This window comes from Nocardioides dongkuii (genome assembly GCF_014127485.1).
Lineage (GTDB): Bacteria > Actinomycetota > Actinomycetes > Propionibacteriales > Nocardioidaceae > Nocardioides > Nocardioides dongkuii.
The window spans coordinates 2,652,832-2,665,753 of sequence record NZ_CP059903.1 but is presented as its reverse complement, the minus strand read 5'-3'; the positions used below and the strand labels follow the sequence as shown (position 1 = coordinate 2,665,753).

Annotated in this window: 14 protein-coding genes; 2 read left to right on the top strand and 12 right to left on the bottom strand. The window is 72.8% G+C overall.

The genetic code is table 11. The annotated features are described in order from the left end of the window. Positions 1-3 precede the first annotated feature (3 nt). From H4O22_RS12845 to glgX, 12 genes are all read right to left on the bottom strand, one after another. Positions 4-804, bottom strand: a complete 801-nt coding sequence (locus H4O22_RS12845) for an urease accessory protein UreD (protein WP_182523788.1) — start codon at positions 802-804, stop codon at positions 4-6. Then, positions 785-1,492, bottom strand: coding sequence for an urease accessory protein UreG (gene ureG / locus H4O22_RS12840; protein WP_182523787.1), 708 nt, complete (start codon positions 1,490-1,492; stop codon positions 785-787). Before ureG ends, H4O22_RS12845 begins: the two co-directional genes overlap by 20 nt. Next, positions 1,485-2,147, bottom strand: coding sequence for an urease accessory protein UreF (locus tag H4O22_RS12835; RefSeq protein WP_244962956.1), 663 nt, complete (start codon positions 2,145-2,147; stop codon positions 1,485-1,487). The genes ureG and H4O22_RS12835 overlap by 8 nt, the downstream gene beginning before the upstream one ends. A 10-nt stretch (positions 2,148-2,157) precedes the next feature. Beyond that, a complete protein-coding gene (locus tag H4O22_RS12830) occupies positions 2,158-3,873 on the bottom strand; it encodes an urease subunit alpha (RefSeq protein ID WP_182523786.1) in 1,716 nt (571 codons plus the stop codon). Continuing rightward, the gene (ureB, locus tag H4O22_RS12825; RefSeq protein WP_182523785.1) at positions 3,866-4,189 is read right to left on the bottom strand and encodes an urease subunit beta; all 324 of its coding nucleotides are present in this window, start codon (positions 4,187-4,189) and stop codon (positions 3,866-3,868) included. Before ureB ends, H4O22_RS12830 begins: the two co-directional genes overlap by 8 nt. A gap of 47 nt (positions 4,190-4,236) precedes the next feature. Further along, a complete protein-coding gene (locus tag H4O22_RS12820; protein ID WP_182523784.1) occupies positions 4,237-4,539 on the bottom strand; it encodes an urease subunit gamma in 303 nt (100 codons plus the stop codon). A 2-nt stretch (positions 4,540-4,541) separates the two neighbouring features. Beyond that, on the bottom strand, positions 4,542-5,234 hold the full coding sequence (gene urtE / locus H4O22_RS12815) for an urea ABC transporter ATP-binding subunit UrtE (protein ID WP_182523783.1): 693 nt from the start codon (positions 5,232-5,234) through the stop codon (positions 4,542-4,544). After that, positions 5,234-6,034, bottom strand: coding sequence for an urea ABC transporter ATP-binding protein UrtD (gene urtD / locus H4O22_RS12810; RefSeq protein ID WP_182523782.1), 801 nt, complete (start codon positions 6,032-6,034; stop codon positions 5,234-5,236). Before urtD ends, urtE begins: the two co-directional genes overlap by 1 nt. Then, positions 6,031-7,137, bottom strand: coding sequence for an urea ABC transporter permease subunit UrtC (urtC, locus tag H4O22_RS12805; protein WP_182523781.1), 1,107 nt, complete (start codon positions 7,135-7,137; stop codon positions 6,031-6,033). Before urtC ends, urtD begins: the two co-directional genes overlap by 4 nt. After that, positions 7,134-8,018 (bottom strand): urea ABC transporter permease subunit UrtB, encoded by an 885-nt coding sequence (urtB, locus tag H4O22_RS12800; RefSeq protein WP_182523780.1) that lies wholly within the window; start codon positions 8,016-8,018, stop codon positions 7,134-7,136. Before urtB ends, urtC begins: the two co-directional genes overlap by 4 nt. Positions 8,019-8,099: 81 nt before the next feature. Continuing rightward, positions 8,100-9,353: an urea ABC transporter substrate-binding protein gene (urtA, locus tag H4O22_RS12795; protein ID WP_182523779.1), complete on the bottom strand. Its 1,254-nt coding sequence runs from the start codon at positions 9,351-9,353 to the stop codon at positions 8,100-8,102. A 119-nt stretch (positions 9,354-9,472) separates the two neighbouring features. Further along, complete coding sequence (gene glgX / locus H4O22_RS12790) at positions 9,473-11,644, bottom strand: glycogen debranching protein GlgX (protein ID WP_425325965.1); 2,172 nt, start codon at positions 11,642-11,644, stop codon at positions 9,473-9,475. 56 nt (positions 11,645-11,700) lie between these two features. On the opposite strand from glgX, the gene H4O22_RS12785 reads away from it, so the two are divergent. Then, positions 11,701-12,480 carry an enoyl-CoA hydratase/isomerase family protein gene (locus H4O22_RS12785; RefSeq protein WP_182523777.1) on the top strand — a complete coding sequence of 260 codons (780 nt, stop codon included), beginning with the start codon at positions 11,701-11,703 and terminating at the stop codon, positions 12,478-12,480. Between the two features lie 78 nt (positions 12,481-12,558). Then, the gene (locus H4O22_RS12780; protein ID WP_182523776.1) at positions 12,559-12,888 is read left to right on the top strand and encodes a hypothetical protein; all 330 of its coding nucleotides are present in this window, start codon (positions 12,559-12,561) and stop codon (positions 12,886-12,888) included. Positions 12,889-12,922 lie beyond the last annotated feature (34 nt).

Sequence of the window (12,922 nt, the reverse complement as noted above, 5' to 3'; positions counted from 1 at the left end):
GCGTCACGGGAGCCGCACCGTGGCCCGGGCCTGCGCCCAGGTGTCCGCGAGGACGGCCTGGTGCGCCTCGGCGGCCAGCCGCCGCACGAGGGTGCCGCCGCCCTCCAGGTCGAACCGGTCCGGGCCGGGGTCCCCCGGGAGGTCGGCGCCGAGGAGCAGGACCGACCCGAGCACCCGGTGCCCGCCGAGGAGCATCCCCGCCGTGTCCGGGGCGAGGCCCAGGTCCTCGACCAGCACCGGCGCCCCGTCGACGCGGGCCTCCAGCCGGCTGCGGAGCGTGCCGGGCCACTCGCCGTACCGGCCGAGCACGAGGGTCTCGCGCAGCGCCAGCCGGGCGGTGGGGGCGAGGTCGACGACCGTGCGGCGGTCCACCTCGGAGCCGGACACGGCGACGAACGGCTCGCCGTGCCAGACCAGGGTCGCGCCGGCGGCGAGCTCGACGTGGACGTCCCACCGGGCGCTGCCGCCGCGCATGTCGTACGCCACGGTCCCAGCCGGCTCGAGCAGCTCCAGCGCCGCTCCGGGGCCGACCCGGACCCAGGTCGTGAGCACGTCGCCGGCGAGCAGCAGCGCGCCCTCGGGCACCAGCGCCACCCGGGCCGTCCGCTCGTCGGCGGCGACCAGCATCGGCCGGAGCACGGGCCGGTCCGGGCCGCCCACCGCGTGCATCCCGACCCGCAGCCTGCCGCCCTCGGCGGGGCGGTCCACGGTGATCGTGGTGCGGCTGCCCTCGCCCTCGCCCTCGCCCTGGACGCCGCCGCCGTCGGCCCGGTCGGGCGCCCGGTCAGGCGTGGACGTGGTCATGGCTGTGGGCCGCCATCGGTCCGGGGTCGCGGGGGACCAGCGACCCCGTCCGGTGCCGGTCCAGCTGGGCGCGGACCCAGCCCGTGAGCGCGGCCACGGACTCCGGGTCCGTGCGCGAGAGCGCGACCACCGGACCGCCCTGGCGCGCGGTGTGCGCGTCGGCGACCATCTGCGCGCAGTCGACCCCGACGTACGGCGCGAGGTCGGTCTTGTTGACCACCAGCAGGTCGGCGCGCTCGATGCCGGGCCCGCCCTTGCGCGCGACGTCGCCGCCGCCCGCGACGTCGAGGACGAAGACCTGCACGTCGACGAGCGCGGGGGAGAAGGTGGCGGTGAGGTTGTCCCCGCCGGACTCGAGCAGGACGACGTCGAGGGGGTCGAAGTCGGCCTCCAGCTGCTCGACGGCGATCAGGTTGGCGGTGATGTCGTCGCGGATCGCCGTGTGCGGGCAGGCGCCGGTCTCGACGGCGCGGATCCGCTCGGCGGGCAGCACCCCGGCGGAGCGGAGGAAGCGGGCGTCCTCGTCGGTGTAGATGTCGTTGGTGACCACCCCGAGCCGCAGGGAGTCCGACAGCTCGCGGCACAGCAGCGCGATGAGGGAGCTCTTGCCGGTGCCGACGGGGCCGCAGACCCCCAGGCGCAGGGCACGGGCGGGACCACCGGTCCGGTGGGACGACGTCTCAGGCACTGAACAACCTCCGGGAGCTGACGGCGTGGGCCTCGGCCCACACCTCGATCTGGGGTGCCCCCGCGGCCGGGACGGCCTCGGGGGTGGTCAGGGGGGCGACCTCGGCGGCCAGCCGGTCCACCTCGGGCAGGGCGTCGAGCACCCAGCCGGTGGCCTCGGCGGGGTCCAGCGGCAGCAGCTTCAGCGCCGCCGCGGTCACCGTCTGCACGTCGTCGTAGCCGACGAGGCGGGCCAGCGCGGTGGCGTCCAGCTCGCAGGCGACCGCCGCCGCGGCGAGGGCCAGGGCGCGCGAGGGCCCCGCGGCGGCGGCGACCGCACGCACCGGCTCGCTGTCGGGCCAGAGCCGCTCGGCCAGCCGGAGGAAGGCGCGGGCCTGCGCCCGGGAGGTCCGGCGCATCGCCGCGCTGGGGGTGCGGGCCGCCCAGGCCCGCTCGACCGGCTCGACGGGGCGGCCGGCCTCGAGGTGGTGCCGGGCGACGACCGCGGCGGCCGCCTCCACCCGGGTGACGGTCCGCAGCCGCGTGCGCAGGTACGCCGGCACGTGCGCGGCGGTCAGCCCGTCACGGACCGCGGGCTCGAGCCCGCCGGACTGGGTGTGGCCGGCCACGGGCAGGCGGGCGTCGGACAGCAGCATCAGCAGCAGGTCCCGGGACACGGCGGCCACCTCAGAAGAGGGAGTAGAGCTGGGCGAGCGGCAGCTCCTGCGCGGGCGCCGGCTCGATCAGTACGCCGTCGACGGTGATCGCGAACGTCTCCGGGTCGACCTGGATGTCCGGGGTCGCGCTGTTGTTGACCATGTCCGCCTTGCCGACCGCCCTGGTCGGGGTGATCGCGGCGAGCCGGCGGCGGAGGCCGAGCCGCTCGGCGAGCCCGTCCTCGAGGGCGGCGGGGGCGACGAAGGTGACGGCGTGGTCGGCGCCCGCCCCGTCCGCGGGGTCGACGAGGGTGTGCCGCATCAGCACCGGCTGGGGGGTCGGGATCGACGCGTTGGGGTCGCCCAGCGCGCCCCACACGAGCGCGCCGCCCTTGAGCACCGCCTCCGGGCGGATGCCGAAGAAACGGGGGTCCCACAGCACCAGGTCGGCGAGCTTGCCGGGCTCGACCGAGCCCACCTCGTGCCCGACGCCGTGGGCGATCGCCGGGTTGATCGTGTACTTGGCGACGTACCGCTTGGCCCGGGCGTTGTCGGCCGGCCCGCCGAGGTCGGCGTGGTCGCCCAGGCGGTGCTTCATCACGTGGGCGACCTGCCAGGTCCGGCAGATCACCTCGCCGATCCGGCCCATCGCCTGGGCGTCCGAGGACGTGATCGAGAGCGCGCCCAGGTCGTGCAGCACGTCCTCGGCCGCGATCGTGGTGGCGCGGATCCGGGACTCGGCGAAGGCCAGGTCCTCGGGGACCTGCGGGTTGAGGTGGTGGCAGACCATCAGCATGTCGAGGTGCTCGGCGACGGTGTTGACGGTGTGCGGCAGGGTCGGGTTGGTCGACCCCGGGATCACGTGCGGCAGGCCGGCGACCCGCAGGATGTCGGGCGCGTGGCCGCCGCCGGCGCCCTCGGCGTGGAAGGCGTGGATCGAGCGCCCGCCGATCGCGGCGACGGTCGACTCGAGGTAGCCGGCCTCGTTGAGGCTGTCGGAGTGCAGGGCCACCTGGAGGCCGTGCTCGTCCGCGGCCCGGAGCGCCGCGTCGATCGCGGCCGGGGTGGAGCCCCAGTCCTCGTGCACCTTGTACGCCGCGGCGCCGGCGAGCGCCTGCTCGGCCAGGCCCGCGGCGCTCACCGTGTTGCCCTTGCCGAACAGCAGGACGTTGAGGGGCATCGAGTCCAGCGCGCGGTGCACCGTCCGGAGGTGCCAGGCGCCCGGGGTCACCGTCGTCGCCTTCGAGCCCTCGGAGGGTCCGGTGCCGCCGCCGCCCACGGTCGTGATCCCGGTCGCGAGCGCCTCGAGGAGCTGGGAGCGGGAGATCAGGTGCACGTGGACGTCGACGGCGCCGGCGGTGAGGATCCGGCCCTCCCCGGAGACGACGTCGGTGGACGGGCCGATCAGCAGGTCGGGGTGGACGCCGTCGGCGATGTCGGGGTTGCCGGCGCGGCCGAGCGCGACGATCCGGCCGTCCCGGATGCCCACGTCGGCGCGCACCACGCCCCAGTGGTCCAGCACGACCGCGTTGGTGATGACGGTGTCCAGGGCACCCTCGGCGCGGGTCGCGGTGCCCTGCGCCATCGACTCGCGGATCGACTTGCCCCCGCCGAAGACCGCCTCCTCGCCGCCGAAGGTCAGGTCCTGCTCGACCATGACCCACAGGTCGGTGTCGCCGAGGCGGACCTGGTCGCCGACGGTCGGCCCGTACAGCGCGGCGTACTCGGCGCGGGTGATCTCAGCCATCGGCCCGGACCTGGATGCCGGGGACCCGGCGGCGACCGCGCAGCGCGACGACGTCGACCTCCCGCGACGCGCCGGGCTCGAACCGCCGCGACGTGCCCGAGGGGATGTCGAGGCGGAAGCCGGCCGCGGCCACCCGGTCGAAGTCGAGCGCGGCGTTCACGTCGGGCAGGTGGATGTGCGAGCCGATCTGCACCGGCCGGTCGCCGGTGTTGAGGACCACGAGCGTGCGCCGCTCGTCGGGACCGCGGTCGGCGTTGATCTCGACGGTGCCGGGCGCGACCCGGATCGCGCCGGGACCGCTGGTCTGGTGGGACATCGTGGAACTCCTCGGGGAGGTGCGGTGTGGGGGGCGGCGGGGGCCGGTCAGGCGATCGGGCGGTGCAGCGTGACGAGCTTGCGGCCGTCGGGGAACGTGGCCTCGACCTGGACGTCGGTGACCATCTCCGCGACGTCGGGCATCACCTGGTCGCGGGTCAGCACCTCGCGGCCGCGGGTCATCAGGTCGGCCACGCTCGCGCCCTCGCGGGCGCGCTCGATGACCCAGGTGCTCAGCAGCGCCACGGTCTCGGGGTGGTTGAGCCGGACGCCGCGGGCGAGGCGGTCGCGGGCCACCATGCCGGCCACGGCGAGCAGCAGCTTCTCGGTGTCGCTCGGGGTGAGGTGCATGCTCAGACCGCCATCGCCGTGCGGACGTCCTCGACGGCCCCGGGGCCGCCCTCGCCGCTGGACGTCACCCGCCCGGACTCCAGCACGTAGTAGCGGTCGGTGACCCGCAGCGCGAACCCGACGTGCTGCTCGACGAGCAGCACGGAGAGGTCCCCCCGCGCGGTGAGGTCGGCGATCACCCGCTCGATCTCGGCGACCACGTTGGGCTGGATGCCCTCGGTGGGCTCGTCGAGGATCAGCAGCCGCGGCTCGGTCAGCAGGGTCCGCGCGATGGCGAGCTGCTGGCGCTGGCCCCCGGAGAGCAGGCCGGCCCTGCGGCGCAGCAGCCCGGTCAGCGCCGGGAAGGTGTCGAGGACCTCCCCGAGGAGGCGCTGGCCCTCCGGGCGCCGGTCGGCCACCAGCCGGAGGTTCTCCATCGTGGTGAGCTGGGGGAAGGCGAGCTGGCCCTGGGGCACGTAGCCCAGGCCGCGGCGTACCCGTTGGTGCGGCCGCATCCGGGTCACGTCCTCGCCGTCGAGCAGGATGGTCCCGTGCTTGGCCGGGAGCAGCCCGACGGCGGCCCGCAGCAGCGTGGTCTTGCCGGCGCCGTTGTGCCCCATCACCGCGACCGCGCCGCCGCGCGGGACGACCAGGTCGACGTCGTGGACGACCGTGGTCCGGGCGTACCCGACGCTGACTCCCGTGAGCTCCAGCATCAGACCACCTCTCCGGCCGCCTCGGCGGCGACCGCCTCGGGATCGGCGAGGACGGCGTCGCCGGTGCGGCCCAGGTAGACCTCCTGGACCCGCTCGTCGGCCTGGATCTCGGCGACGGACCCCACGGTGAGCACCTTCCCGGCGTGCATGACGGTCACCTTGTCGGCGAAGCTGCGGACGAACTCCATGTCGTGCTCGATGACCACGATCGTGCGCTCGGAGCCGATCCGCCGGAGCAGCTCCCCGGTCTCCTGGCGCTCCTCGGCGCTCATCCCGGCGACCGGCTCGTCGAGCAGCATCACGCGGGCGTCCTGGACCAGCAGCATGCCGATCTCCAGCCACTGCTTCTGCCCGTGCGCGAGCACCCCTGCGGGGCGGTCGCGGAGCGCCGTCAGCCCGACGGTCTCGAGCGCCCGCTCGACGTACTCGGGCATCGAGCGCCGGGCGAGCGCGAGCTGCCAGGCCCGGCGGTGGACCCCGCCGGCGATGTCGAGGTTCTGCGCGACGGTGAGCTCCTCGAAGACGGTGGCGGTCTGGAAGGTGCGGCCGACGCCGAGCCGCACGATCCGGTGGGACCGCATCGAGAGCAGGTCGCGGTGGCGGTACCGCACCAGGCCGGTGCCCGGCACCAGGCCGGTGATGGCGTCGACCAGGGTGGTCTTGCCGGCGCCGTTCGGACCGATCAGGAAGTGCAGCTCGCCCTGGAGGAGGGTCAGGTCGACGCTGTCGACCGCCTTGAAGCCGTCGAAGTCGACGGTCAGGCCCTGCACCTCGAGGTAGTCCAGGCCGCGGGCGGTCATGCCGCGCCCCCCGTCCCGGCGCGGGTACGCCGGGTGGCCGCGGCCCACAGCCGGGGCGGCAACGAGGCCAGGCCGGCGGGGATGAGCAGGATCACCACGATGAACAACGCTCCCTGGAAGTAGGTCCACTGGTTGGGGAAGGACTCGGAGAGCGCCGACTGGCCGTAGCCGACGGCGAGCGCGCCGAGCGCCGGTCCGAGCAGCGAGGCACGACCGCCGAGCGCCACGCCGGCGATCAGCAGGATCGAGGCGGTCGCGTTGACGTCGGAGGGCGAGATGATCCCCGCGATCGGCGCGAACATGGCGCCGCCGATGCTCGCCATGACGGCCGCGATCACGAACGCGACCAGCTTGATGTTCGCCGGGTCGTGGCCCAGGAAGCGGACCCGGTCCTCGGCGTCGCGGGTGGCCACGAGCAGCTCGCCGAACCGGCTGCGCTGGAGGTGCCAGGCCAGCACGAGGCAGCCGATCAGCAGCCCGGCGGCGATGGAGTAGAGCATCCGCCGGTTCACCGGGTCGTAGAGGTTGTAGCCGAAGAACGACGGGAAGCTGTTGAGGCCGTTGAAGCCGCCGGTCTGCTTGATCGTCGCGACCAGCAGCGTGGCGAACGCGACCGCGAGGGCCTGGTTGAGGATCGCGAAGTACGCGCCCCGCACGCGGCGCTTGAAGATCGCGAAGCCGAGGACGGCGGCCACGACCGCCGGCACCACCACGATCGCGACCAGGGTGAACGCCCCGCTGCGGAACGGCTCCCACCAGCCGGGCATCGTGCCGTCGCCGTAGAGCACCATGAAGTCGGGCACGTTGCCGGGGCCGGCGGCCTCCAGCTTGAGGTGCATCGCCATCGCGTAGCCGCCGATGCCGAAGAACACGCCCTGGCCCATCACGAGCATCCCGCCGCGCCCCCAGGCCAGGCCGATGCCGACGGCGGCGATCGCCCAGCAGCAGTACTTGCCGAGGTTGCCGAGCCGGAAGTCGCTGAGGACGGCCGGCGCGACCACGAGCAGGGCCAGCGCGAGCAGGCCGATGCCGAGGAGGCCGCCCCAGGTCCGGAGCAGCCCCGCGACCCGGGCCGGAGCCGCCGTACGCCGTGGCCCGGTCATGCCAGCCCCCGGGTGCGCACGGTGAACAGCCCCTGCGGGCGGACCTGCAGGAAGATGACGACCAGGGCGAAGGTGACCACCTGGGCCGTGCTGCCGCTGAACCAGTCGGTCAGGAAGGCGGTCACCACGCCGACCAGCCAGGCGGCGATCACGGTGCCCCGGAGCTGCCCGAGCCCACCGGCGACGACGACGAGGAACGCCGGGATGATGTAGGTGGTGCCCAGGTTGGGGTTGGTGCCGGAGGCGAGGGCGAGCGCGACCCCACCGATGCCGGCCAGCCCGGAGCCGACGAAGAAGGTGATCCGGTCCACCTGCCGGGTCGAGATGCCCATCGTCTCGGCGAGGTCCCGGTTCTGGACCGTCGCCCGGATCTGCCGGCCGAACGGGGAGTACTTGAGCAGCGCGGCCAGCCCTCCGAGCGCGGCGACCGCGAGCGCGATCGTGAACATCCGGGTGTAGGGCCAGTTGTAGCCCAGCACCGCGAGGCTCCCGTCCAGCCAGCCGGGCTGGCGGACCGGGTCGCCCTGGGCGCCGAAGAGGTCCTTGGCGAGCTGCTGGAGGACCATGCTGACGCCGACGGTCACCAGGAGCGTGTCGAGCGGGCGGTGGTACATCCAGCGGATGACGCCCGCCTCGAGCGCCAGCCCCAGCAGCCCCGCCACGGCGAAGGCGACGGGGATCGCGAGGAGGACCGAGAAGTCGGCGTTGGTGACGACCTGCTGGGTCAGGTACGTCGCGTAGGCGCCGGCCATCAGGAACTCGCCGTGGGCCATGTTGATGACGCCCATCTGGCCGAAGGTGAGGGCCAGGCCGAGGGCGGCGATCAGCAGGATCGCGGCGGTGGACGTGCCGGTGAGCAGGGGCGTGGTGAAGGACTCCATGCCGACCTTTCCCGAGTCGGGGTCCCGCGCCGTGCCGGCGCGGGACCCCGTCGTGTGCTGGTGATCAGGGACAGGGACGCGTCACTCCGCGTTCGGGTCCCACCAGTCGTAGCCCTCGAGGAACGGGTCGGGCTCGATCGGCTCCTCGGAGCTCCACACCACGTCGAACTGGTTGTCGGCGTTGATCTTGCCGATCAGGCCGGTCTTGGCGATGTGGTGGTTGTCGCCGTCGATGGTGACCGTGCCCTCCGGCGCGTCGAAGGAGACGCCGTCCGAGGCGGCGTTGATGTCGTCGACGGCGAAGGAGTCGGCCTTCTCCACGATGTTCTTGTAGAGGTGGAGCGAGGTGTACGCCGCCTCCATGGGGTCCGAGGTCGGGCGGTCCGCGCCGTACTCGGCCTGGAAGGCCTCGATGAACGCCGTGTTGGCGGGGGACTCCACGGACTGGAAGTAGTTCCACGCGGCGTACTGGCCGGTGACGTCCTTGCCCATCGCCGGCGCCTCCTCCTCGGCGATCGAGACCGAGATGATGGGGGAGGAGTCCGGGCCCAGGCCCTGCTCGTAGTAGGCCTTGATGAAGCCGACGTTGGACGAGCCATTGATCGTGTTGAACACGAAGTCGGGCTTGGCGTCGACGATCTTGGCGACCTGCGTCGACCAGTCGTCGCTGTCGAGCGGGACGTACTCCTCGCCGACGATCTCGATCCCGAGCTCGGCGGCGTACTGCTTGATGATCTTGTTCGCCGTCCGCGGGAAGACGTAGTCCGACCCGGCCAGGAACAGGGTCTTGGCGCCCTCGCTGGCGAGGAAGTCCATTGCCGGGATGATCTGCTGGTTGGTCGTCGCGCCGGTGTAGTAGATGTTCTCCGACGCCTCGAGCCCCTCATACTGGACCGGGTAGAACAGCAGGCCGCCGGCGCCCTCGACCACCGGCAGCATCGCCTTGCGCGACGCGGAGGTCCACCCGCCGAAGACCGCGGCCACGCAGTCGCTGGTGAGCAGCTTCTGGGCCTTCTCGGCGAAGACGGCCGGGTCGCTGGCGCCGTCCTCCTCGACGGGCTCGATCTTCTTGCCCAGGATGCCGCCGTCCGCGTTGATCTCCTCGGCGGCGAGCAGCAGCGAGTCGCGGACGGTCTGCTCGCTGATGGCCATCGCGCCGGACGTGGAGTTGAGGAAGCCGAGCTTGATGGTCTCGCCCGAGGTGTCGACACAGCTCTCGGCAGCCGGGCTGCCTTCGTCGTCGGCGGACTTCGAGCCGCCACAGCTGCTCAGGACCAGGGCGGCGGCCAGGATGGATGCGGAGCTCGTCGCCAGACGAGCGCGGGACTTGGACACGGATGGAACCTCTCGGGAGAACCACACCTCACGAGCACGACGTCGTGCTCTCTTGCCGAGGACCGTAGGAACGCCCGGTTACCAGTTACTACCAAATGGAATTAAATCCGTGTTACGGATCAGGCCTCGAGGACGACGACCGTGCGCCGGCCGATGGCGATCCGCTCGCCGGCCTGGACGCGGGTCCCGACGGGGAGGTTGACGTCGGTGGAGAGCACGACCACGCCCTCCTGGACCCAGTCGTTCTCGGGCAGCTCGACGCGCTGGGGGAGCCAGCCGGAGTTGAACCAGAGCATGAACGAGGTGTCCACGAGCTGCTCGCCGCGGGGGCCGGGCTCGCGCAGCGGGGCGCCGGAGACGAACATCCCGACGGTGCGCAGCTCGGGGTCGTACCAGTCGTCGCCGGTCATCTCGCGGCCGCTCGGGTGCAGCCAGGCGAGGTCCTTGGGCCCGCCGCGGATGGTCGGCCGGCCCTCGAACCAGTGCCGCTGCCGCAGCGCGGGGTGCTCACGGCGCAGCCGCAGCGCGAGCTTGGTGATCTCGTAGACGTCGAGCCACGCGTCGTCGGGCCGCCAGTCGATCCACGAGGTCTCGTTGTCCTGGCAGTAGGCGTTGTTGTTCCCGCCCTGGGTGCGGCCGCGCTCGTCGCCGGCGGTGATCATCGGGACGCCGTTGGAGAGGCAGAGGGTCGCCATCATGTTCGCGGCCTGCCGGCGGCGTACGGCGACCAGCGCGTCGTCGTCGGTCTCGCCCTCGAGGCCGTGGTTCCAGGACCGGTTGTTGTCGGTGCCGTCGCGGTTGTCCTCGCCGTTGGCCTCGTTGTGCTTGTGCTCGTAGCTGACCAGGTCGCGCAGCGTGAACCCGTCGTGGGCGGTGATGAAGTTGACCGAGTTGTACGCCGAGCGGCCGTCGTCGGCGTACAGGTCCGAGGAGCCCGCGAGCCGGGTGGCGACGGTGCGGATCCCCGAGGTGTGGTTGCGCCAGAAGTCGCGGATCTCGTCGCGGTACTGGTCGTTCCACTCCACCCACGGCGGCGGCATCCGGCCGACCAGGTAGCCGTCCATCGAGGCGTCCCAGGGCTCGGCGATCAGCTTCACGTGCCGCAGCACCGGGTCCTGGCCGATCGCGAGCAGCAGCCGGCTGTTCATGTCGATGTCGTAGCCGGTGCGGGTCAGCGCGGACATCAGGTCGAAGCGGAACCCGTCGACGTGCATCTCGGTGACCCAGTAGCGCAGCGAGTCGAGGATCAGCCGCAGCGCCTGCGGCTCGCCGGCGGCGACGGTGTTGCCGCAGCCGGTGACGTCCCAGTAGGTGTCGTCGAAGATCTCGAGGCCCGACTCGGCGTCCCGCTGCGGCTTCACCCGCTTGTAGAAGCCGCGGTCGTCGAGGCCGCGGAAGGACAGCGTCGGCCCGAGCGCGCCGCCCTCGGCGGTGTGGTTGTAGACCACGTCGAGGATCACCTCGAGGCCCGCGGCGTGCAGGGTCTTGACCAGGTGCTTGAACTCCGCGACCTGGCCGCCCCGGTCGCCGCTGGAGGAGTAGCCGGCGTGCGGGGCGAAGTAGCCGATGGTGTTGTAGCCCCAGTAGTTCACGGTGCCCCGCTGGAGCAGCGCCGGCTCGGAGAAGAACTGCTGCACGGGCAGCAGCTCGACGGCCGTGACGCCGAGGTCGTGCAGGTAGTCGACGACCGCCGGCGTCGCGAGGCCGGCGTACGTGCCGCGCAGCTCCTCGGGCACCCGGTCGTGCAGCTTGGTCATGCCCTTGACGTGCGCCTCGTAGATCACCGTGTCGCGCCAGCGGCGGCGCATCGGGGCGTCGCCCTCCCAGTCGAACGACGGGTCGACCACGACGCTGCGCCCGGTGTGCGGCGCGGAGTCCTGCTCGTCGCGGAGCGTCGGGTCGTCCTGGTCGTACCCGAACAGCGCCGGTGCGGGGTCGATGGTCCCGGACGTGGCGAGCGCGTAGGGGTCCAGCAGCAGCTTGTGCGGGTTGAACCGGAACCCCTGCGCGGGGTCCCACGGGCCGTCGACGCGGTAGCCGTACCGGGTGCCGGGGGCGATGTCGGGCAGCGCGCCGTGCCAGATGCCGAGGGAGCGCTCGGTGAGCTGGTGGCGGGTCTCGGCGCCGTCGTCGTCGAAGACGCAGAGCCAGCACGCGGTGGCGTTGGGCGCGTGCACGGCGAAGTTCGTCGACTGCGGCGACCAGGTCGCGCCGAGCGGCCAGTTCTTGCCGGGCCAGACCAGCGCCCGCTGACCGAGATGCGTCCAGATGCCAGGGCTCACGGTCTCCATCGTCCACGATGGTGGCAGAGTGCCGGACGCGAACGGCGCACGGGAGGGGAACAGCCATGGGAGAGCTCGTACGGCTCGAGGTCGAGGACGGGGTCGGGACGATCCGGCTGGACCGGCCGAAGATGAACGCGCTCGACGTCCGGATGCAGGAGGAGATCCGGGCGGCGGCGACCGAGGCGACCGAGCGCGACGACGTCCGCGCCGTCGTGCTGTACGGCGGCGAGCGGGTCTTCGCGGCCGGCGCCGACGTCAAGGAGATGGCCGACATGTCCTACACCGACATGGTCAAGCGCTCCGGCGGGCTGCAGTCGGCGTTCACCGCCGTGGCCCGGATCCCCAAGCCGGTCGTCGCCGCGATCACCGGCTACGCCCTCGGGGGTGGGTGCGAGCTGGCGCTGTGCGCCGACGTCCGCTTCGCCGCCGACGACGCGGTCCTCGGCCAGCCCGAAATCCTGCTCGGCATCATCCCCGGCGCCGGCGGCACCCAGCGGCTCACCCGCCTGGTCGGCCCGTCCCGGGCCAAGGACCTGATCCTCACCGGCCGGTTCGTCCAGGCCGAGGAGGCGCTCGCGATCGGCCTCGTCGACCGGGTGGTCCCCGCCGAGCAGGTGTACGCCGAGGCGGTGGCCTGGGCTGGCCAGTTCAGCCGCGCCGCGGCGTACGCCGTGCGGGCCGCGAAGGAGAGCATCGACCGCGGCCTCGAGGTCGACCTGGAGACCGGGCTCGAGATCGAGCGCCAGCAGTTCGCGGCGCTGTTCGCGACCGAGGACCGGACCATCGGCATGCGCTCGTTCGTCGAGAACGGGCCGGGCAAGGCCGATTTCGTCGGTCGCTGACCGCCGTCCGGGCGTCCTCGTCGGCTCCGCCCCGCGCGCCGAGGTTTGCGCACGGCGGCGCTGTGCCATCCTCCCGTCGTGGCGAAAGAGAGCAAGACGGTGGAGCGGTCCGGCGCGGCGAAGATCCGGGTGGTGGCCGCGCAGGTGGTCTGGTTGCTGTGCGCGCTCCTCGCGCTGGTCCTCGCGGTCGGCGCCCTGCTCGTCGCCATCGACCAGACCAACGAGTCCAACGGCCTGGTCTCCTTCATCCTCGACCTCGCCGACGCGGTGGACCTCGGGGTCTTCGACCGCAGCAACGGCGTCATGGAGTTCACCACCCGGTCGGCCAACGCCCTGGTCAACTGGGGCCTCGCGGCCGTGGTCTGGCTGATCATCGGCCGGCTGCTGGACCGGCTCATCCGCCCCTGACTGTGAGGTAGCCAACCGTCCCGCCGGTTCCTTG